This window comes from Pseudomonas sp. G5001, assembly GCF_013385475.1.
Classification (GTDB): Bacteria; Pseudomonadota; Gammaproteobacteria; order Pseudomonadales; family Pseudomonadaceae; genus Aquipseudomonas.
Map to the genome: position 1 here is coordinate 492,443 of NZ_JACAPZ010000011.1, position 21,606 is coordinate 514,048.

The 21,606-nt window shown below is 61.1% G+C and carries 14 protein-coding genes; 7 read left to right on the top strand and 7 right to left on the bottom strand.

Translation table 11 applies throughout. The features are described 5' to 3' along the window. Positions 1–113: 113 nt before the first annotated feature. The gene (locus HX805_RS12420) at positions 114–1,949 is read left to right on the top strand and encodes a hypothetical protein (protein WP_003215851.1); all 1,836 of its coding nucleotides are present in this window, start codon (positions 114–116) and stop codon (positions 1,947–1,949) included. A 51-nt stretch (positions 1,950–2,000) separates the two neighbouring features. Here the strand turns inward: HX805_RS12420 and HX805_RS12425 are convergent, their stop codons facing one another. Beyond that, entirely contained in the window at positions 2,001–2,327 is a 327-nt protein-coding gene (locus HX805_RS12425) for a hypothetical protein (protein ID WP_003215849.1), read from the bottom strand. A 200-nt stretch (positions 2,328–2,527) separates the two neighbouring features. Beyond that, positions 2,528–4,966: a Lon protease family protein gene (locus HX805_RS12430; protein WP_003215847.1), complete on the bottom strand. Its 2,439-nt coding sequence runs from the start codon at positions 4,964–4,966 to the stop codon at positions 2,528–2,530. Positions 4,967–5,233: 267 nt separating this feature from the next. Here HX805_RS12430 and HX805_RS12435 point away from each other — a divergent pair, with 267 nt between their 5' ends. The 4 genes from HX805_RS12435 (at position 5,234) to HX805_RS12450 (ending at position 8,984) form a co-directional block, all read left to right on the top strand. Then, the gene (locus tag HX805_RS12435; RefSeq protein ID WP_003215845.1) at positions 5,234–5,722 is read left to right on the top strand and encodes a DUF3015 domain-containing protein; all 489 of its coding nucleotides are present in this window, start codon (positions 5,234–5,236) and stop codon (positions 5,720–5,722) included. A 93-nt stretch (positions 5,723–5,815) separates the two neighbouring features. Further along, positions 5,816–7,669: a DUF4105 domain-containing protein gene (locus tag HX805_RS12440; protein WP_087695249.1), complete on the top strand. Its 1,854-nt coding sequence runs from the start codon at positions 5,816–5,818 to the stop codon at positions 7,667–7,669. Between the two features lie 390 nt (positions 7,670–8,059). After that, a complete protein-coding gene (locus HX805_RS12445; RefSeq protein ID WP_003215838.1) occupies positions 8,060–8,416 on the top strand; it encodes a hypothetical protein in 357 nt (118 codons plus the stop codon). A gap of 70 nt (positions 8,417–8,486) precedes the next feature. Continuing rightward, positions 8,487–8,984: a GreA/GreB family elongation factor gene (locus tag HX805_RS12450; protein ID WP_177021861.1), complete on the top strand. Its 498-nt coding sequence runs from the start codon at positions 8,487–8,489 to the stop codon at positions 8,982–8,984. Here HX805_RS12450 and gdhA read toward each other — a convergent pair. Next, the gene (gene gdhA, locus HX805_RS12455; RefSeq protein WP_003215835.1) at positions 8,981–10,318 is read right to left on the bottom strand and encodes an NADP-specific glutamate dehydrogenase; all 1,338 of its coding nucleotides are present in this window, start codon (positions 10,316–10,318) and stop codon (positions 8,981–8,983) included. The genes HX805_RS12450 and gdhA overlap by 4 nt on opposite strands. A 349-nt stretch (positions 10,319–10,667) precedes the next feature. After that, positions 10,668–12,332, bottom strand: coding sequence for an energy-dependent translational throttle protein EttA (ettA, locus tag HX805_RS12460; RefSeq protein WP_003215833.1), 1,665 nt, complete (start codon positions 12,330–12,332; stop codon positions 10,668–10,670). A 285-nt stretch (positions 12,333–12,617) separates the two neighbouring features. Between ettA and HX805_RS12465 the strand changes: the two genes are divergently transcribed. Together HX805_RS12465 and glyA are read left to right on the top strand one after the other, a co-directional pair. Next, positions 12,618–16,469, top strand: a complete 3,852-nt coding sequence (locus HX805_RS12465; RefSeq protein ID WP_023659180.1) for a bifunctional diguanylate cyclase/phosphodiesterase — start codon at positions 12,618–12,620, stop codon at positions 16,467–16,469. A gap of 241 nt (positions 16,470–16,710) precedes the next feature. Next, positions 16,711–17,964 (top strand): serine hydroxymethyltransferase, encoded by a 1,254-nt coding sequence (gene glyA, locus HX805_RS12470; protein WP_003215829.1) that lies wholly within the window; start codon positions 16,711–16,713, stop codon positions 17,962–17,964. Between the two features lie 197 nt (positions 17,965–18,161). Here glyA and yjiA read toward each other — a convergent pair whose 3' ends face one another. The 3 genes from yjiA to HX805_RS12485 form a co-directional block, all read right to left on the bottom strand. Next, positions 18,162–19,121, bottom strand: coding sequence for a GTPase (gene yjiA / locus HX805_RS12475; protein WP_003215828.1), 960 nt, complete (start codon positions 19,119–19,121; stop codon positions 18,162–18,164). 147 nt (positions 19,122–19,268) lie between these two features. Further along, positions 19,269–19,466 (bottom strand): YbdD/YjiX family protein, encoded by a 198-nt coding sequence (locus tag HX805_RS12480; protein ID WP_003176208.1) that lies wholly within the window; start codon positions 19,464–19,466, stop codon positions 19,269–19,271. A 15-nt stretch (positions 19,467–19,481) separates the two neighbouring features. Further along, complete coding sequence (locus HX805_RS12485; protein WP_177080074.1) at positions 19,482–21,548, bottom strand: carbon starvation CstA family protein; 2,067 nt, start codon at positions 21,546–21,548, stop codon at positions 19,482–19,484. Positions 21,549–21,606 lie beyond the last annotated feature (58 nt).

Consider the following 21,606-nt stretch of genomic DNA (forward strand, 5'->3'; position numbering starts at 1 on the left):
AACCCCAGAAACCGTCGAGAAAACTGATCTGTACGGCATCTGTTAAGGAATTTTTCTGCTAGTGTCGAGCTCATCAACTCGGCTCGATGATGTCGGACAGGAAAACTCAGATAATGGATGTGCGATCCCCTTTGGCCAGCCTTGGCCTGTGTGCGGCGTTGCTGATGGGCAGCGGTTGTTCCCCAAGCGATGAACACAAGCAAGCCAGTCTCGAAGAGAAAACCGCCAAGTTCGAACAATCCCTGGACGCCATCCAGGACCCCAAGCTCAAGGACGCCGTGTCCGAGCTCGGAGGCTCGCTGCTGTTGCTGGAACGGGCGCGCGCCAAGCTCGCCACCAAGCCCATCGAGGCCGAGTACAGCGAAGACGCCCTGGCGCTGCTCAAGCATTACCCTACGCCGCAGGCCCTGGTCGATACCTACATCAATGGCCTGTTTGTCCTGCGCAAGGCGTCCCATTCGGACTACCTGACGGACCTGCAGCCGATCTTCCCGTTCAACTTCAACATGCCCGACCAGTTCCCCTTCCCACACGGCCTGGAATGGCAGTCGGTGACCCTGAGCAACAACAAGGTCATCCCGTTCCAGCCGGAATGGTCGGAAACCGATCCGGGCATCCAGTTGAGCCCCACCAGTTCCAACCTGACCAACCCCGATGACCTGACGGTGACCTACCCGTTCGTCGAAGGCGTCGAGACGGAGAACAAAAGCCAGCCGCAGCCCGTCACCCTCAAGGGCAAGGTGGAAGTGATTGCCCCGCGTAAAGTCTTCACCTTCGACTTGTCGAAAAAGGACGTGGGCCGCAAGCGCACCGAAGAAAACGTCACCGTCACCCTGCTGGCCCTGGAAAAGAACTACGCCGAGATCGAACTGACCAACAGCGCCCCGCTGGCGCCGGAAGTCGCGGACGAATCGCCGAACCCGTTGCTGGTGCAGGCTCGTGACACCACCGGGCAATTTCTCTCGCGCTCGGGCTCGATCAACGAAAACGCCGCGCAACTGGCGTTCTACGAGAAGCAACTGGCCGAAATGCAGAAGCAGAAGGCCTGGTCCGACGCCTTCGAGAAACAGCTGGAAGACGAGCAGAAAGCCTTCGAGCTCAAGCAGAACAGCCACTACACCAAGGTGTACTTCAATGGCCTGATCGACAATGTGCAAGTCAGCGTGCTCGACTTTTCCCAGGCCACGGTGACCCGCAAGGACCTGGACCTGCCCGTACGGCGCTTCGACAAGAACAGCCTGGAAAAAACCGTACAGCCGTTGCCGATGCCCGTCACGGTGTATGACGACCAGGCCGCGGATTGGCTCAAGGACGCCACCCTGTCCGAAGACCAACTGAAGAAAAGCGTCACCATCAACCAGTCGGTGGATGACGCCAGTGCGGCGCACGTTGAGTTCGATCACCCCTACACCTTCAACGACGACCTGCTGGGCGAGGACCGCGGCGGCGGCGATGCCCCGGTGACGTTCCTCACCGCCAACGACGAAGGCAAGCTTGGCGAGCCGATCGAACTGCCCGCCGAAGCCTACGAGGTCGACCCGGGGCGCGGCACCATCACCTATGACCTGAACCTGTTCCCTGAAAACCCGGGGTTTGCCGTCGGATCGATGCCGCTGTTCCTGGCGACCATCGAGAAAGGCAGCCTCACTGCCGGGCAACTGCCCAAGGGCCTGGAGCTGAAGGACAACGCGCTGATTGTCGACCAGAAGCTGTTCCCCTCTGACAGCTGGCGGTTCTATGCCAAGGACGCCAGCGGCAACTACCTGAAGGAAATTCTCGGCGTCAGCCACCGCGCCGAGGAATACGGCACGGCGCTGTTCGACGTGCATTACTTCTACGGCCAGCCGACGACATTGGAAACCTACCAGCGCACCGGCCTGGACACGGTGCAGTATGGGTTTGAGGTGAAGCTGGACAAACCCGAGGCGGCCCCTGCCCCCAAGCCATAGCCCCTCCCCCGTAGCAGCTGTCGAGCGCCAGCTGCTACGGGGGGAGTGCGGTCAGCGGATATCGCTTAGCACCGTCTGCCGCCCACCGTTGAGTTGTCGCAAGTGCGCCTGCAGGTGCAGGCACCAGATCTGCGGGTCGTCAGCCAGCTCGTACCCGTGCAGGGTCAGGCTTTCAACAATCGAATCGAGGATGGTTTGTGCCACGAAAGGTCCGTGGAACGGGCCTTGGGACTTGATGGTGGAGGGTTGTTCGCCGGTCATTCCGGCGGCAAACAACAAGGTCCACATCCCGGTATCCCCCGCGAGAGGGCGAATGGAACATTCGATACGGGTGACCAGGCCCAGGCACTGGCGGGTGAGGCAGAGGTTGCGCGACATGGCGGCGACCCTCGGTAGATCCGGTATTCAGCCTCGCAGGGCAAGACTGTTTCTATCCAGCGACTCCTGTGGCTATCCCTTGAGCTGAGAATAGAAGAAACCCGGTACAAACCAAGGCTGGGGGACCAACGGATGACTGCCGTCACGACGGCGTCAAAAATATGCCGAAGGGACCTGGAACCAGGCCCCTTCGGCATTGATTACACCGGCTTGGTCTCAGCCAGTGCTTCCTGCGCCAACTCCTTCTCGGCTTCCTTCAGGTCATCTTCACTGATCATCTCGGCGATCGCCCGCAGACGCTCCACCACCCGCGCATTGACGCTGCCTTCGGGGAATTGCCCCTCTTCGTCGGGCGAACCCGCAGGCTCACCCACCAGCAGGCTCAAGGCCTCGTCGGCCTGACGCACGGCATAGACGTGGAATTGCCCCTGCCGCACGGCCTGCAACACCTTCTCATCGAGCATCAGTGTCGCGACGTTGGCCTGGGGAATGATCGCCCCCTGCTCGCCGGTCAGCCCGCGGGCCTCGCAAAGACGGAAGAAACCTTCGATCTTCTCGTTAACCCCGCCGACCGCCTGCACCTCACCAAACTGGTTGATCGAGCCGGTGATGGCAAAGCACTGCTTGAGCGGCGTCTTCGACAGGGCCGAGATCAAGGTGCAGGCTTCGCCCAGGGACGCGCTGTCGCCGTCGACATAGCCGTAGGACTGCTCCAGGGCGATACTCGCCGAGATCGCCAACGGGAATTCCTGGGCATAACGGCTGCCCAGGTAACCGGTGAGGATCATCACGCCCTTGGAGTGAATCGGCTGGCCGAGGTTAACTTCACGCTCGATATCGACGATGCCACTGCCGCCCGGGTACACCGTGGCAGAAATCCGCGCCGGCACACCAAACGCCGAGTCACCCACCTCCAGCACCGTCAGCCCGTTGCACTTGCCCACCGCCGCGCCGGCGGTGTCGATCAGGATCACCCCGGCGAGCATGTCGTCGAGAATCCGCGCCGACACCCGCCCGGTGCGCGTGGCCTTGGCCTTGAGTGCGCGCTCGATGTGCCCGGAGTCGGTGCGCTCATCACCGGCCAGGTGACGAATGAAGTCCGCCTCGCTGACCAGCTGGAACAAATCACCGATACGCGCCGACAAGCGGCCCTGGTTCTCCGCCAACCGCGCGCTGTAGGTCGCCAGCCGCGCCACCGCATCGGAGGTCAACGGCGCCATGCCTTCTTCCGAGGTGCGGGTTTTCAGCAACTGGGCGAACTGCTCCAGGCTTTCATCCACCATCGGGATGTCTTCGTCAAAATCCACCAGTACCCGGAACATCTCCTGGAAGTCCGGATCCGCGTCCTGCAACGCGTAGTACAACTGGCGGGAGCCGATGATGATCACCTTGAGCTGCAACGGGATCACTTGCGGGTTGAGGGTCACCGTGGCCAGGCGGCCCAGTTCGCCCAGCGGTGATTCCATCTTCAGCTTGCGCGATTGCAAGGCACGCTTGAGGGCGTCCCATACAAACGGCTCGCTGAGCATCTTCTCGGCTTCAAGGATCAGGAAACCACCGTTGGCACGATGCAGCGCACCCGGGCGCAATTGGCGATAGGTGGTGTAGAGCGCGCCCTGGTCGGTGCTGTATTCAATACGACCGAACAGGTTGTCGTAGGTCGGATGCGGCTCGAAGACCACCGGGGCGCCACCGTTGATCGGATGCCCCACCACCAGGCTCGGGCAGTACTGTTCTTCCAGCAACTTGCGGGCCTGGGCGTCGGTTTTCGCGTCGTCCACCAACTGCTCGACCACGGTTTTCAGCAGGTAGACCTGCATCGCCTGCAAGTAGCCGCAGACGGCCGCGTTCTCCGCATATTTTTCGGACAACGGCGCCAGCAGTGGCTGCAAGGCCAGCGTGATGGTTTCTTCGTTGAACTGGCGCATCTGGTTATTGGACTCGCGCTTCCACTGGGGCAGGCTGGCGAGTTCTTCGTTGAGGCGTTCTTCCAGTTCGGAAATATCGGTGTGGAAACGCTCGCGGTCGGCTTCGGGCAACTGCGAGAACTCGGCCTCGTCCAGGGCCTTGCCGTCGAGCATCGGGGTAAACGCAATGTTAGTGCTGTCACGGTACAGCGCCACGTCTTTTTCCAGGGCCAGGCGCTCGATGACGTCCAGGGCACGGTCGTAACGCTGGTTGAAGGCACGGTCGATGGCGCTTTTGCGCTGTTGATACGTCGGGTGTTCAAACACCGCCGGGAAGGTCGCGACCAAGTTGTCGATCAGGCCGTTGATATCGGAGATGAACGCGGCAGCACCGCCCGCAGGCAGTTCCAGCGCGCGGGGTTCGCGAGGCTCATCGAAATTATTGACGTAGACCCAGTCGGCCGGGGTCTGCAGGCGCTTGCCTTCGGCCTTGAGGTAGCGTTTGACGAACGAAAAGCGCCCGGTACCGGGCTCGCCCATCACAAATACGTTGTAACCGGGGCGTGGCATGGCCACACCGAACTGCAAGGCTTCGACCGCACGTTCCTGGCCAAGCACACCGCGAAAGGGCTCCAAATCATTGGTGGTCGAGAAGCTGAACTGTTCAGCGGAAAAAGGACGAGTCAGCGCTTCGGGCGCTAGACGCAAGCTGGCAGCAACAGGATCAGGCATCGGGCTTCCTTACATCAGGCGGGGCAGATGACGGCATTCTGGCGCCGGGTTGGGCCGGCTGGCAAGGACGGCTTGGGGAAAGCATAGACCCGTGTTCGGGGCTGTAAAAAAACCGAGTGTTTCCGGCTTGTTTCATAAAAAGTCACGGAACCCTTGGATCATGCCTAAACTCCAACCTGCTGCGGGTTGGACTAATAACCGACCCCTAGGGTGCTGTCAGGCACCTGAACCCTTGTCCATTGGTTTGCACACAAAGAGAACAAAGCTATGAAACGGATCCTTCTCGGTACTCTCTTCACCGTCGTCTCCCTCAATGCAATGGCAGAAGCGCCAGGTGGCCCGAACTGCGGTTGGGGCAACATGTTGTTCGAAGGCCAACGCGGCACTCCGGCTCACTTCCTGGCCTCCACCACCAACGGTACCTCGGGTAACGCCACGTTCGGCATGACCTCGGGCACCAACGGCTGCAGCACCAACAGCGCACTGACCTACGGTGGCAAATCGTGGATTGCCATGAATGGCATGATGAACGAGCTGTCCGAAGACATGGCCAAGGGTAACGGCGAAGCGCTGACTACCTACGCTGTAGTACTGGGCGTTGCTCCTGAAGATCGCGAGCACTTTGCCGCTGTGACTCACGAGCACTTCCAGCAAATCTTCAGCAAGGCTGACGTAACCGCTGATGACGTGCACAACAACACCCTGGCTGTACTGAAAAGCGACACCCGTCTGGCGAAATACGCTACCCAGGCTTAAGCTCGACCCGCCCGTGCCTTTCGAGGCACGGGTTTTATTATTTTTGGACCTGCCTCCCCTTTGGGTCTTTTTATCTCGACTTAAGTTGCCCACATGCTCAAACGCCTTGCCTACCTGGCACTCTTCGCCTGCGCCCCGCTGTATGCGGCGCCGCACCTTGATGATCAACGTTTGCAGCAACTGGCCAACGACCCGTTCTGGCTTTCGCTGGGGCACTACGAATCCGGCAAGTTCAAAGGCTGGCGCAGCTATGTCAGCGACAAGAAATTCTTCCTCGCTCCCGATGGCGCCCACCATCCGGACCAGGAGCTGAAGGCCACTGTCGAGGCGCTGTATGCCCCGGCCAGCCTCGGCGAAAAGCACGCCCAATGCGTTTACCCGGCACGTACACGCTGGCTCAAGGACCAGTTGCACCTGAGCGACTTGCCGGCGCTGGACTGCAAGGAGTTCAAGCAATGGTTCAAGGACGTCGCCCCCCACAGCGCGGTGATGATCTTCCCGGCGGCCTACCTCAACAGCCCGTCATCAATGTTCGGCCATACCCTGCTGCGCATCGACCAGGCTGACGTGCAGAGCAACAACACCGCCCTGCTCAGCTACGCGATCAACTTTGGCGCCTATATCGAAGGCTCGGACAACAGCATCCTCTACGCCTGGAAGGGCCTGATGGGCGGCTACCCGGGCCTGTTCGCGCTGGTACCCTACCAGGAAAAACTCTCGGAATACCGTAGCCTGGAGAACCGCGACCTGTGGGAATACCGCCTGAACCTGACCCAGGTCGAGACCGAGCGCATGGTCGAGCACGTGTGGGAACTCAAGCAGATCCAATTCGACTATTTCTTCTTCGACGAAAACTGCTCCTATCGCCTGCTGGAACTGCTGCAAGTGGCCCGCCCAAGCCTGCGGTTGACCGAACAATTCCCGCTGACCGCGATCCCTACCGACACGGTAAAAGCCGTGAAAGAAGCCGGCCTGGTGGAGAAAATCGATTACCGCCCTTCCCGTGAACGGGAGCTGCTGGAACGCGCCAAGCCGCTGGACAGCGACGAGCAGCAATGGGTGCTGAAGATCAGCGACGACCAGAAACAACTGCAGGACCCGGCGTTCAAGGCCATCGCCAAAGACCGCCAGGCCCTGATCATCGACGCCGCCTACCGCCTTGGCCGCTACCGCGCCAACGGCCTGGAGCGCGACACCGAACGCTCCCAGCGCAGCTTCGAACTGCTGCGGGCGATCAACCAGAACCCGGCGCCGGACCTGAAGATCGAACGCCCCGGCCTGCCCGAAGACGGCCACGAATCCCGCACCTGGCAAGCCGGCATCGGCACCCGGGGCGACAAGGCCTTCGGCGAATACGGCCTGCGCATGGCCTACCACGACCTGAACGACAACGCCGAAGGCTTCCCCTTGGGCGCGCAGATTGAAATCCTGCAAATGAAACTGCGCCAGTACGAAGGCAACCACTGGCAATTGCAGCAACTGGATCTGGCAACCATCCGCTCACTGACCCCACGCAACGAGCTGCTGCAGCCATGGTCGTGGCAAGTCACCGGCGGCCTGGAGCGCGTACCGGGCAAGCATGACGACGAGACACTCGTCAGCCACGTCAACGGTGGCGCGGGCGGCACCTGGCAACTGCGCGACGACATGCTTGGCTTCGCCCTCGGCACGGTGCGCGTGGAGCACAACAGCGACTTCGGTGAAGCCATCTCCCCGGCTGCCGGGTTCAATACAGGTGTGTTGTGGCGCAACCCGCTGGGCAACCTGAGCCTGGAAGCCAAGGGTGACTTCTTCACCAATGGCGAGGTGCGGCGCAGTATAAGCCTGAATCAACAGTGGGAATTGTCGCGCAACCTGGGGCTGAGACTGAGTGCGCAGCGGGAATACAGCCACCTCGCGACACCGGTGAACGAAGTGATGCTGGAAGTGAAGTGGTATCACTATTAATCCCTGAGCCGTAGATCGTTCCCACGCTCCGCGTGGGGAATGCATCCTGTGACGCTCTGCGTCACGACCTTTAAAAGCGGACGCAGAGCGTCCAGAGCGGCATGCCCACGCAGAGCGTGGGAACGATCTCTAATTAGTCCATAAGGAGCTTGCTCCCGCTGGGCTGCACAGCAGCCCCAAAACCAGACACCTCACCCTCTCTGTAATATCTCTATACCCTGAACAGGGGCCGCTTCGCGCCCCAGCGGGAGCAAGCTCCCTCGCCACAGGGCGCGCGTGATCGCCCGAAGCCGCAGCGTCACACGGATTTCTCACATCCGTTTCACATACCCCGAACGAATCCACTCCTACACTTCCCCCATCAGCCGTTCAACGGCCAGGGAGCAAGCGATGTGGCGGTACGCTGTAGTGCTGGGCCTGTTGGCCCTGCTGTCGGGTTGCCAATCAACCCATGAGGATTTGCTGGCCAAGGGTTATCCACCCGCCTTCGCCGATGGCTATGACGACGGTTGCAGCAGCGGCCGCCAGGCTGCCGGGGTGATCACCGGGGAATTTCGCAAGAACGTCCCGCGCTACCTGAAAGACCGCACCTACGCCGAAGGCTGGGATGATGGCTTTCGCCAATGCAAAGCCATGCGCGAGAACGAAGACCTGAACGACTACAAGAATCGCCACTGGGACGACCGCGAACGCGCCTGGCAACAGGAAAAAGACCGCGACGCTGCCAGGGCCTTTCGCTCGCAATAGGTCGCTTCCAGACATCCAGCGAAACTTAACCCCTGCGACCATGGCCCAAACTCCATAGCAGGAGAACGTCATGAGTCGAGCTTTCGTCAACGAAGACAGCGCCGCTGCCCAGGCCAGCCAACCGGTGGAACGCCAGGTCAGCGCGCAACCCAATCACCTCACTGCCCGCGGACTTGCACAATTGCAGGCCAGGGTCGCGCAGTTGCAGCATGAGCACAGCGAAGAATCCGCCAAGGGCGAGCAGGCCGATAAACAGCGCCAGGCCGACCTTGAGCGGGATTTGCGTTACTTCAACCAGCGCCTGCAAAGCGCACAGGTGGTGGCGCCGGCAACCTCCACCGACAAGGTGCAAATCGGCAGCTGGGTGACCTTTGCCAACGAACAGGACGAAGAGCAGCGCATTCAGTTAGTGGGCGAAGACCAGGCCGACGCCACGGTGGGCCTGATCAACTGGGGTTCGCCACTGGGCCGCGCTCTGCTGGGCGCACAGGTGGGCGACGAGGTGCTGTGGAAGCGCCCCGTCGGTGATCAGTTGATCGAAATCCTGCGCATCGAACCCGAGGGTTAAACGATGCCCTGGGCCAGCATTGCATCCGCAACCTTCACGAAGCCTGCAATGTTGGCGCCCTTCACGTAGTTGACCCGGCCGTTCTCTTCGCCGTAGTGCACGCACGCATGGTGGATCGACTGCATGATGTTGTGCAGCTTGCTGTCCACTTCACCGGCGGTCCACAGCAGGCGCATGGCGTTCTGCGACATCTCCAGCCCGCTCACCGCCACCCCGCCGGCATTGGACGCCTTGCCTGGCGCGAACAGGATGCCGGCCTCGATAAAGATATCCACCGCCTCCAGGGTGGTCGGCATGTTGGCGCCTTCGGCCACGCAGACGCAGCCATTGCGCAACAGGGTGCGCGCCGCTTCGGCGTCCAGTTCGTTCTGAGTGGCGCAGGGCAACGCGATGTCGCAGGCCAGCTCCCATGGTGCTTTGCCGGCGCGGAATTCCAGGCCGAAACGCGATGCCAGCTCGCTGATGCGCCCGCGCTGTACGTTTTTCAGTTCAAGCAGTGCCGACCATTGTTCTTCGGTCAAACCGCTTTCGCAGTACAGAGTGCCTTCGGAGTCGGACAAGGAAATCACCTTGCCGCCCAGGTCCATGACCTTGCGCGCCGCGTACTGGGCGACGTTGCCGGAGCCGGAGATGGCCACGCGCTTGCCTTCGACCCGCTCGCCGTTGCGCTTGAGCATTTCTTCAGCGAAGTACACGCAGCCAAAACCGGTGGCCTCCGGGCGAATCAGGCTGCCGCCGTAGCTCATGCCCTTGCCGGTCAGCACCGAGGTGAACTGGTTGCTCAGGCGCTTATACTGGCCGAACAGGAAGCCGATCTCCCGGGCGCCCACGCCAATATCACCGGCGGGCACGTCCACGTCCGAGCCGATATGGCGATACAGCTCGCTCATGAACGCCTGGCAGAAACGCATCACCTCGGCGTCGCTCTTGCCCTTGGGATCGAAGTCCGAGCCGCCCTTGCCGCCGCCCATGGGCAGCGAGGTCAGGGAGTTCTTGAAGGTTTGTTCGAAGGCGAGAAATTTCAGCACGCCCAGGTTCACCGACGGGTGGAAGCGCAGGCCGCCTTTGTAGGGGCCGATGGCGCTGTTCATCTGGATCCGGAACCCGCGGTTGACCCGTACTTTGCCTTGGTCATCTTCCCACGACACCCGGAACACAATCGCACGCTCCGGCTCGCAGATGCGCTCCAGGATGCCCGAGTTCAGGTAGTGGGGATTGGCTTCAAGAAACGGCCACAAACTGCGCAGGACTTCTTCCACGGCCTGGTGGAATTCCGGCTGGTCGGGGTCGCGTTTCTTGAGGCGGGCAAGGAAGGATTCAACGGATTCGATCATGAAAAGTCTCGGCAAATTTATTGTCGTTAAAGGAGATTTGTCCCGGACTTTATCAATTCATGTCGCACCGCGACAGGGCAAAATGTCGCCTTTGTGAATTTAAATGGTGCATTAGATATAAATACAGGCGTTTTTTGCACCTTAATGAGGATTTCAATCCAGGCTTTGCACCAACAGTTAATCCGCTATCGCAGGCAAGCCAGCTCCTACATTTGATCCAGTACATCCATGACAATGCGGTCAACTGTGGGAGCTGGCTTGCCTGCGATGCAGACGACGCGGTCCACCTGAAAACACGCAAAAAAAAGCGGAACCCGAAGGCTCCGCTTGTTCAAACCACCAACCCGGATCAGGCCAGCTTCTTGTGCCGTACACGATGCGGCTGGGCAGCAGCTTCGCCGAGGCGTTTCTTGCGATCGGCTTCGTATTCGGTGTAGTTGCCTTCGAAGAACACCGCCTGGGAGTCGTCTTCGTACGCCAGGATGTGAGTGGCCACGCGGTCAAGGAACCACCGATCGTGAGAGATCACAATGGCGGCGCCCGGGAAGTCCAGCAGGGCTTCTTCCAGGGAACGCAGGGTTTCAACGTCGAGGTCGTTTGACGGTTCGTCGAGCAGCAATACGTTGCCGCCTTCTTTCAGGGTCAGGGCCAGGTGCAAGCGACCGCGCTCACCACCGGACAGGTCCTTGACGAACTTCTGCTGGTCGCCGCCCTTGAAGTTGAAGCGACCCACGTAGGTGCGCGACGGGATTTCGTAGTTGCCGATGCGGATCTGGTCGGAACCGTCGGAAATCTGCTGGAACACCGTCTTGCTGCCGTCGAGGTCGTCGCGGCTCTGGTCAACGCAAGCCAGTTGCACGGTTTCGCCGACTTCGATGGTGCCCGAGTCCGGTTGCTCCTTGCCCATCAGCATGCGGAACAGTGTGGATTTACCCGCACCGTTACCGCCGATCACGCCAACGATGGCGCCTTTTGGCATGGAGAACGACAGGTTGTCGATCAACACGCGGTCGCCGTAGCCCTTGCAGACGTTCTTGAACTCGATGACCTTGTCACCCAGGCGCGGACCGGCCGGGATGTAGATTTCGTTGGTCTCGGAACGCTTCTGGAATTCCTGGGACTGCATCTCTTCGAAACGCGCCAGACGGGCCTTGGATTTCGACTGACGCGCCTTGGCGCCTTTACGCACCCATTCCAGCTCGTCTTTCATGGCCTTTTCATGGGCCGACTGTTGCTTGGATTCGGCGGCCAGACGGTCGGACTTGGCTTCCAGCCAACCGGAGTAGTTGCCCTCGTAAGGGATACCGGCGCCACGGTCGAGCTCGAGGATCCAGCCAGCAACGTTGTCCAGGAAGTACCGGTCGTGCGTGATCGCAACCACGGTGCCCGGGAAGTCGTGCAGGAAATGCTCCAGCCAGGCGACGGAATCGGCGTCCAGGTGGTTGGTCGGTTCGTCGAGCAGCAGCATGTCGGGGGCCGACAGCAGCAGGCGGCACAGGGCCACACGACGCTTTTCACCACCGGACAGGTGTTCAACCTTGGCGTCCCACGCCGGCAGGCGCAGCGCGTCGGCGGCGACTTCCAGCTGGCGGTCCAGGTTGTGACCGTCGGCGGCTTGCAGGATGGCTTCGAGCTTGGCCTGTTCTGCCGCCAGTTTGTCAAAGTCGGCGTCTTCTTCAGCGTAGGCCGCGTATACCTCGTCCAGGCGGGCCTGGGCGTTCTTGATCACGCTGACCGCTTCCTCGACCACTTCACGCACGGTCTTGGTCGGGTCCAGGATAGGTTCCTGTGGCAGGTAGCCGATGTTCAGGTCGGGCATCGGGCGGGCTTCGCCGTCGAACTCGGTGTCGACGCCGGCCATGATTTTCAACAGGGTGGATTTACCCGAACCGTTGAGGCCGAGCACGCCGATCTTGGCGCCCGGGAAGAAGGACAGAGAAATGTTTTTCAGGATTTCCCGCTTCGGCGGAACAACTTTTCCCAGCCGATGCATGGTGAAGACGTATTGAGCCATGGTGAACCTAGCGTCAGTGACTGATGAATTAAGCGGGCGAAACCCGTGCCAGGCCATGCGCCGCGCGGGCCGTTGATGTCTATCAATGCCTGCGTGCGGTAGATGCCTGATTGTCTGGGGCTGGAACGCCCTCGCGTAACCGGCAAAGCTACCTGAATGCGGGTGGGCAGTCCAGCCAGGCGGGGCTGGCACTTTGCCACAACACAAGGCATGCTAGCCGCCCTCCGGGCGTCCGGCTTATAGTGCACGTCGCGCGCCAGTCCAGCCAAACCGCAGGATCACAGTTTGTCCAACGTAACGCCGCCAACTCCCCTGCGCGCCGCTCATATAGCGCCGGGAGCGCCCCTGCACGGAACCCTGAAGGGCGCATTGGCGACGCTGGTCCTGTTGCTGCTCGCGTTATTGTTCTGGCAACTGCTGGACCAGTTGCAGCAAAACCAGAAAAACCAGCAGCAATACACCATCGACTACAGCGCCGACCTGGCCGAACAGATCAGCCTGAACATGGCCCTCAGTGCGCAGATTGCGCTGAACCTGCTGCCGATCGTCGAACCGCCGCGGGACGCCGAACAGCAACAAATCCTGATGCGCACCTTGCAACGCTCCTTGCCGGAGTTGCGCAGCGTCGCCCTGCTCGCCCCCAGCGGCGCGATGATCAGTGACAGCGCCAGCGACAGCCAGGACAGCGCCTGGCTCGAAGAACTGGTCAAGCGCAGCCACGCCCAGTCCTATTACCTGAGCAACAACAACGACGGCACCGTCATCTACCTGCTGCTGCACCAGCCCAGCGGCGGCACCAAGATGTACTGGGCCTTGCGCCTGGCCCCCAATTACCTGGCCAACCTGACCCGCCAGGATGGCCAGGGCCAGCGCCCGATGTGGGTCATCGAAAACCGCCTGAACCACCGGGTGGTCAGCCGTGACAGCGGGATGCCGGCCCAATGGGCCACCGCGTTGACCCCGGACGAATTGAACAAAAGTGTACTGGTCACGCCCCTGAGCAAGAGCGACTGGCAACTGCGCGGCCTGTTCGACCGCGCCGCCGTGCTGGAGCAACTGCTGCCAGCCTTTATCGGCAAATGCCTGTTGGGCCTGGCCTTCTCGCTGATCCCGGTGATCGTGCTGCTGAACATGCGCCGCCGCCAGCGCCAGGTGCACGAGGGGCGCCGGCGCTACCAGGATATTTTCGAAGGCACCGGCGTGGCGCTGTGCGTGCTCGACCTGTCGGGCCTGCGCGCGTTCTTCGATAGAGCCCGACTGCAAACCCGCGAGCAGTTGCAACAGTTGCTGCAAGACAACCCGGAACAGCGCCAGCAACTGCTCAAGGAACTGCGCATCACCGAGGTCAACCAGGTGGCGGTGCGCCTGCTGAATGTCGCTTCTTGCGAGCAAGCCTGGGAGCGCCTGATCGACGCCTGCCCGTCGAGCCCGACCGCCATCGGCAACCAGGTGATCGACGCGGTGCTGACCCAGCAGAAGCAGCTTGAACTGGAAATCCAGCTCAGCGATATCGAAGGCAACGACCAATACCTGTGGCTGGTGATGCGCCTGCCGGAACAACAGGACGACTTCAAGGCCGTGATCCTGAGCATCAGCGACATCACCAGCCGCAAGCTGATCGAGTTGTCACTGGTGGAGCGCGAGAGTTTCTGGTCGGACGTGGTGCGCACCGTGCCCGATCACCTGTATGTGCAGGACGTGATCAGCCAGCGGATGATTTTCAGCAACCACCACCTGGGCCACACCCTGGGCTACAACAAGCCCGAGCTGCAGCAGATGGGCGAGTACTTCTGGGAGATCCTGCTGCACCCCGAAGACGCCGAGCGCTACCACGACCTGCGCCTGCAACAGCGCCAGGCCGGCTACCTGAGCCAGTTGCAGTGCCAGTTGCGCTTTCGCCACCGCAACAACCAATGGCGGCGCTTCGACATCCGCGAACAGGCCCTGGCCCGTGACAAGACTGACCAGGTGACGCGCATCATCGGCGTGGCCAAGGACATCACCGACCAGATCGAAGCCAGTGAATCCCTGCGTGACAGCGAACAGCGCTACCGCATGCTGGCGGAAAGCATCAGCGACGTAATCTTCTCCACCGACAGCAAGCTGGCCCTCAACTACGTCAGCCCTTCGGTGAACGCGGTGCTGGGCTATGACGTCGACTGGATCTTCGAAAACGGCTGGCAATCGACCATCGCCAACCCGCAGCAACTGACCGGTATCTACTCCCTGGTGGAGCAAGTCAGCCGCGCCCTGGACCAACCCGAATCCCTCGCGGCCTTGCGCAACGACGTGCAGACCCAACTGTTCCTGTTCGACTGCCTGCGGGCCGACGGGCGCAAGATCCCCATCGAACTGCGCCTGGTGCTGGTGTGGGACGAACACGGCGCGTTCGAGGGCATCCTTGGCGTGGGTCGCGATATCAGCCAGCAGCGCCGTGCGGAAAAAGACCTGCGCATGGCGGCCACTGTATTCGAACACTCCACCTCGGCGATCCTGATCACCGACCCGGCCGGCTACATCGTGCAGGCCAACGAGGCGTTCAGCCGGGTCAGCGGTTATGCGGTGGCGGACGTGCTCGACCAGTTGCCGAACATGCTCACCGTCGACGAACAGCAGGAAGCCCACCTGCGCTACGTGCTCAAGCAATTGCACCAGCACAGCACCTGGGAAGGCGAAGTGTGGCTCAAGCGCCGCAACGGCGAGCATTACCCGGCCTGGGTCGGAATTACTGCCGTGTTCGATGACGAAGGCGACCTGGCCAGCTACGTGTGTTTCTTCAGTGACATCAGCGAACGCAAGGCCAGCGAGCAGCGCATCCACCGCCTGGCCTACTACGACGCCCTGACCCACCTGCCCAACCGCACGCTGTTCCAGGACCGCCTGCACACCGCGCTGCAATCGGCGGAACGGCAGAAGTCGTGGGTGGTGCTGATGTTCCTCGACCTCGACCGCTTCAAGCCGATCAACGACTCCCTGGGCCACGCCGCCGGCGACCGCATGCTCAAGGAAATGGCCACCCGCCTGCTGGGCTGCGTCGCCGAAGACGACACCGTGGCGCGCATGGGTGGCGACGAGTTCACCTTGCTGCTGCAACCGCGGGTCAACCGTGAGATGGCGCTGAACCGGGCGATTCACGTGGCCGAGCAGATTCTGGCCAGCCTGGTGAAGCCGTTTGTGCTGGAGGGCCGCGAGTTCTTCGTCACCGCCAGTATCGGCATCGCCCTGAGCCCGCAGGACGGCAACGAACTCAGCCAGTTGATGAAAAACGCCGACACGGCGATGTACCACGCCAAGGAGCGGGGCAAGAACAACTTCCAGTTCTACCAGGCCGACATGAACGCCAGCGCCCTGGAACGCCTGGAGCTGGAAAGCGACCTGCGCCACGCCCTGGAACAGAACGAATTCGTGCTGTATTACCAGCCGCAGTTCAGCGGCGACGGCAAACGTTTGACCGGTGCCGAAGCCCTGCTGCGCTGGCGCCATCCGCGTCGCGGGCTGGTGCCGCCGGGGGACTTCATCCCGGTGTTGGAGGAGTTGGGGCTGGTGGTGGACGTGGGTGACTGGGTGATCAGCGAAGCCTGCCGCCAACTCAAGACCTGGCACCAGAACAAGGTGCGGGTACCCAAGGTCTCGGTCAACATTTCGGCCCGGCAGTTCTCCGACGGACAACTGGGCGAGCGCATCGCCACCATCCTCAAGGACACCGGCCTGCCGCCGGCGTGCCTGGAGCTGGAGCTGACCGAAAGTATCCTGATGCGCGAGGTCAACGAAGCGATGCAGATCCTCGCCAGCCTGAAAAACCTCGGCCTGAGCATCGCGGTAGATGACTTCGGCACCGGTTATTCATCGCTGAACTACCTCAAGCAGTTCCCCATCGACGTGCTGAAGATCGACCGCACCTTTGTCGACGGCCTGCCGTCGGGTGAGCAGGATGCGCAGATTGCCCGGGCGATTATCGCCATGGCCCACAGCCTGAACCTGGCGGTGATCGCCGAGGGTGTGGAAACCCATGAGCAGCTGGACTTCCTGCGGGAGCACGGTTGCGATGAGGTGCAGGGCTACCTGTTCGGGCGACCGATGCCGGCGAACCGGTTTGAGGCGCAGTTCAGCAATGATGCGCTGTTTATGTTCGACTGAAATCCTCAGGTGATGCGGATGGCCTCTTCGCGAGCAAGCCCGCTCCCACATTCGACCGTATCCCACCTGAAGGAACCCGATTGAATGTGGGAGCGGGCTTGCTCGCGAAGGGGCCCGAACAAACACCACCTATCCCCAGATGAGCCCCGCTTGTCCGCGACATGATGTCCTTTCATATGCCATCTAAAACCCATTGGGTTAGAATGCGCTTCTTTTCTGCCCCCGATCCTTGAGGACCGCCATGTTCAGCCGTGATTTGACTATTGCCAAGTACGACGCCGATCTCTTTGCCGCCATGGAGCAAGAAGCTCAGCGCCAGGAAGAGCACATTGAGCTGATCGCTTCGGAAAACTACACCAGCCCCGCCGTGATGGAGGCTCAAGGTTCGGTTCTGACCAACAAGTACGCCGAAGGCTATCCGGGCAAGCGCTACTACGGCGGTTGCGAGTTCGTCGACATCGTTGAGCAACTGGCCATCGACCGCGCCAAGGAACTGTTCGGCGCCGATTACGCCAACGTCCAGCCCCACGCCGGCTCCCAAGCCAACAGCGCCGTGTACCTGGCCCTGCTGCAAGCGGGCGACACCATCCTGGGCATGAGCCTGGCCCACGGCGGTCACCTGACCCACGGCGCCAGCGTTTCCTCCTCCGGCAAGCTGTACAACGCCGTTCAGTACGGCATCGACGGCAACGGCCTGATCGACTACGACGAAGTCGAGCGCCTGGCCGTTGAGCACAAGCCAAAAATGATCGTGGCCGGTTTCTCTGCCTACTCGCAGATCCTGGATTTCCCACGCTTCCGCGAAATCGCTGACAAGGTCGGCGCCTACCTGTTCGTCGACATGGCCCACGTGGCCGGTCTGGTCGCCGCTGGCGTCTACCCGAACCCGGTGCCGTTCGCTGACGTCGTGACCACCACCACCCACAAGACCCTGCGCGGTCCACGTGGCGGCCTGATCCTGGCTCGCGCCAACGCCGAGATCGAGAAGAAGCTGAACTCCGCGGTATTCCCGGGCGGCCAGGGTGGCCCGCTGGAGCACGTGATCGCCGCCAAAGCGATCTGCTTCAAGGAAGCGCTGCAGCCTGAGTTCAAGACCTACCAGCAGCAAGTGGTGAAAAACGCCAAGGCCATGGCCGGCGTGTTCATCGAGCGCGGTTTTGACGTGGTGTCCGGCGGTACTGAGAACCACCTGTTCCTGCTGTCGCTGATCAAGCAGGACATCTCCGGTAAAGACGCTGACGCCGCTCTGGGCAAAGCCTTCATCACCGTTAACAAGAACTCGGTACCGAACGACCCACGTTCGCCGTTCGTCACCTCCGGCCTGCGCTTCGGCACCCCGGCTGTGACCACTCGTGGCTTCAAGGAAGCAGAGTGCAAGGAACTGGCTGGCTGGATCTGCGACATCCTGGCTGACCTGAACAACGAAGCAGTGATTGATTCTGTTCGTGAGAAGGTCAAGGCCATCTGCAAGAAGCTGCCGGTATACGGCGCTTGATTGCAGTAGCTTGAACAAAAAGCCCGGCTCAAGAGCCGGGCTTTTTTATGCCTGAAAACGCTGCTTTCTCAATCTGAAATGACATCAAATGTGGGAGCGGGCTTGCTCGCGAAGGCGGTGTGTCAGTTGATGCAAGTGCTGACTGACACACCGCTTTCGCGAGCAAGCCCGCTCCCACATTTTGACTGCGTTTCAAGTCAGGATTGGTAAACCCGCGCAAAGCCTTCGCGAATCTTCTCTTCCGGCAACTCGTCAGCAATAAACACAATCACACTTTCCCGCGCTTCGCCTTCGGCCCATTCGGTGTCCCAATCGAACCCGTAGAGCTTCAGCACGCCCTGGAACACCATGCGCCGGTCTTCCCCGGCAATGTTCAGCACGCCTTTGTAGCGCAGCAATTGCTTGCCGTGGTCTTCCAGCAGCTCGTTCATGAACTCGCTGAGTTTGTCGATATCCAGCGGCTGGTCAGTGCGCAGCACCAGGCTGGAAATACGATCGATGGACGGCGCCTGGCTCACCGGGCGCAGGCTCATGCCGGCGTTGAGGTTGAAGCCGCGCACATCCAGCAGTTCGGCGAGGTCGATCTTGCCGTGCTCCACCACACGAATCGGCGCCCGGCGGTTGATACGAGTCAGGCGCTCGCTGAGGGCGTCGAAGGTGGCATCGTCCACCAGGTCGCGCTTGCTCACCAGCAGGCGGTCGGCAAACCCGATCTGCGCCTGGGCGATGGTCTGGGTCAGGTGGTGCTCGGCGTGGGCCGCGTCCACCAGGGTGATGATGCCGTCGAGGATGTAGCGCTCGCGCAGTTCCTCATCGATGAAAAAGGTCTGGGCCACAGGGGCCGGGTCGGCCAGGCCGGTGCACTCGATCACCAGGCGGTCGAAGGCGATCTCGCCGCTGTCCAGGCGCTCCAGCAACAGGTACAGGGCCTTGGTCAGGTCAGTGTGGATGGTGCAGCACACGCAGCCATTGGACAGGGTCATGACTTGCACCGGCTCGCTGCCCAACAGTTGGGTGTCGATACCGGCGTCGCTGAATTCATTTTCGATCACGGCGATTTTCAAGCCGTGCTCGGCCTTGAGCAGGTGACGCAACAAGGTGGTCTTGCCAGCGCCGAGGAAGCCGCTGAGGACGGTGACGGGGATGGGAGAGGACAAAGAATTCTCCTTGAAGAAACACAAAACAAATGTGGGAGCGGGCTTGCTCGCGAAGGCGGCGTGTCAGTCAGCACATGCATCACTGAAAGACCGCCTTCGCGAGCAAGCCCGCTCCCACAAGGGATTACCGCAGCCCGAACTACCGGGCTAGCAGCACTTGGGCCCACCCTTGCCGCCGTAACGGGCTTCCTGGCGTTCCCGGAAGAACGCCTTGTAGTCCATCATCGGTTTGTCCGGGTGTTTGGTTTGCATATGCTCGACGTAGGTGTCGTAGTCGGGCATGCCGACCATCAGGCGCGCGGCCTGACCGAGGTATTTACCGAGGCGACTGATGTCATTGAACATGATTGCAATCCTCTATCAAGCGTCCGGGATGGCCTGGTATGGCGCTTCTTTATCCGTACGTTCCTTTTTGCCCCAGGCAGCAATGCCGACCTTGAGCGCATAGAACAGGATGCTGAAGACCACGAACAGGAACAGCGCCGTCAGCGTTGCGTTGGTGTAGGCGTTCCAGATCACGTGTTGCATCTGGTCGATGCTCTTGGCCGGTGCGAGGATCTGGCCGGCAGCCAGGGCATCGCTGTATTTCTTGGCCAGCGACAGGAAGCCGATCGCCGGGTTGGCGTCGAACAGCTTGATGAAGCCTGCGGTCACGGTGCAGATCAGCAGCCATACGGCTGGCAGCATGGTCACCCAGATGTAGCGCTGGCGTTTCATTTTGATCAGCACAACCGTGGCGAGCATCAGCGCGATACCGGCCAGCATCTGGTTGGAGATACCGAACAGCGGCCACAAGGTGTTAATGCCGCCCAGTGGGTCGATCACGCCCTGGTACAGCAGGTAACCCCACATCGCCACACAACCTGCGGTAGCGATCAGGTTGGCCGTCCAGGACTCGGTACGCTTGAGCGCCGGCACGAAGGAGCCGAGCAAATCCTGCAGCATGAAGCGACCGGCACGGGTACCGGCGTCGACCGCAGTCAGGATGAACAGCGCTTCGAACAGGATCGCAAAGTGGTACCAGAACGCCATGGTGTTTTCACCCGGCAGGACGCTGTGCAGGATCTGCGCGATACCCACCGCCAGGGTCGGCGCACCACCGGCACGGGCCAGGATGGTGGACTCACCAATGTCATGGGCCACCGCCTGCAACGCTTCCGGGGTAATTGCAAAACCCCAGCTGCTGACGGTTTGCGCCACAGCCACCACGTCACCGCCGACAATCGCGGCCGGGCTGTTCATGGCGAAGTACACCCCTGGCTCGATCACCGAAGCGGCAACCATCGCCATGATGGCCACGAACGACTCCATCAACATGCCGCCGTAGCCGATGTAACGGGCGTGCCCTTCACTGGCCAGCAACTTGGGCGTGGTGCCCGAGGAGATCAGTGCGTGGAAACCCGAGACCGCGCCACAGGCGATGGTGATGAACAGGAACGGGAACAGACCGCCCTTCCACACCGGGCCGGTGCCATCGATGAACTGGGTCAGCGCCGGCATTTTCAGGTCGGGCATGGTCACCAGGATGCCAATCGCCAGGGCGATGATGGTGCCGATTTTCAGGAACGTAGACAGGTAGTCCCGTGGCGCGAGGATCAGCCACACCGGCAACACGGCAGCCACGAAGCCATAACCCACCAGCATCCAGGTGATCTGGATGCCGGTGAAGCTGAAGGCCTTGGCCCACACCGGGTCAGCGGCAATCTGCCCGCCCAGCCAGATCGAACCCAGCAGCAACAGCACGCCGACAATCGAGATTTCACCGATGCGGCCCGGGCGGATGTAGCGCATGTAGATGCCCATGAACATCGCGATCGGGATGGTTGCCATCACCGTGAAGATGCCCCACGGGCTTTCGGCCAGGGCCTTGACCACGATCAGCGCCAGCACCGCGAGGATGATGATCATGATCAGGAAGCAGCCGAACAGCGCGATGGTCCCGGGCACACGGCCCATTTCTTCGCGGACCATGTCCCCCAGGGAACGGCCGTTGCGACGAGTGGACAGGAACAGGACCATGAAGTCCTGCACCGCCCCGGCCAGCACCACGCCGGCGATCAGCCACAACGTGCCGGGCAGGTAGCCCATCTGCGCCGCCAGTACCGGGCCGACCAAAGGCCCTGCGCCGGCGATTGCCGCGAAGTGGTGACCAAAAAGGATGTGTTTGTTGGTCGGCACATAGTCCAGACCGTCGTTGTTCAGCACAGCGGGGGTAGCCCGCAGTGGATCGAGCTGCATCACATGGTTAGCGATGAACAGACTGTAGTAACGGTAAGCAACCAGATAAATGGCCACTGCTGCGACCACGATCCACAAGGCGTTGATCGCCTCGCCGCGGCGCAAGGCCACTACGCCCAGGGCGCACGCTCCTACGATTGCCAGCAGCAGCCAGGGTAGATGGCGTAGCAGGCTATTATTATTTTTCATTTTTATATTCCAGCCAGGGTGGACAGAAAGACAGCCATCCCGAGTTTAGCGCTACTGG

What these genes read in the sequence shown, in the direction of transcription:
- HX805_RS12430 (WP_003215847.1), bottom strand. Translation starts at nt 4,966, where the DNA reads ATGCCTGATCCTGTTGCTGCCAGCTTGCGTCTAGCGCCCGAAGCGCTG.
- HX805_RS12435 (WP_003215845.1), top strand. Translation starts at nt 5,234, where the DNA reads ATGAAACGGATCCTTCTCGGTACTCTCTTCACCGTCGTCTCCCTCAAT.
- HX805_RS12445 (WP_003215838.1), top strand. Translation starts at nt 8,060, where the DNA reads ATGTGGCGGTACGCTGTAGTGCTGGGCCTGTTGGCCCTGCTGTCGGGT.
- HX805_RS12425 (WP_003215849.1), bottom strand. Translation starts at nt 2,327, where the DNA reads ATGTCGCGCAACCTCTGCCTCACCCGCCAGTGCCTGGGCCTGGTCACC.
- HX805_RS12480 (WP_003176208.1), bottom strand. Translation starts at nt 19,466, where the DNA reads ATGTTCAATGACATCAGTCGCCTCGGTAAATACCTCGGTCAGGCCGCG.
- HX805_RS12440 (WP_087695249.1), top strand. Translation starts at nt 5,816, where the DNA reads ATGCTCAAACGCCTTGCCTACCTGGCACTCTTCGCCTGCGCCCCGCTG.
- ettA (WP_003215833.1), bottom strand. Translation starts at nt 12,332, where the DNA reads ATGGCTCAATACGTCTTCACCATGCATCGGCTGGGAAAAGTTGTTCCG.
- HX805_RS12485 (WP_177080074.1), bottom strand. Translation starts at nt 21,548, where the DNA reads ATGAAAAATAATAATAGCCTGCTACGCCATCTACCCTGGCTGCTGCTG.
- HX805_RS12450 (WP_177021861.1), top strand. Translation starts at nt 8,487, where the DNA reads ATGAGTCGAGCTTTCGTCAACGAAGACAGCGCCGCTGCCCAGGCCAGC.
- gdhA (WP_003215835.1), bottom strand. Translation starts at nt 10,318, where the DNA reads ATGATCGAATCCGTTGAATCCTTCCTTGCCCGCCTCAAGAAACGCGAC.
- glyA (WP_003215829.1), top strand. Translation starts at nt 16,711, where the DNA reads ATGTTCAGCCGTGATTTGACTATTGCCAAGTACGACGCCGATCTCTTT.
- HX805_RS12420 (WP_003215851.1), top strand. Translation starts at nt 114, where the DNA reads ATGGATGTGCGATCCCCTTTGGCCAGCCTTGGCCTGTGTGCGGCGTTG.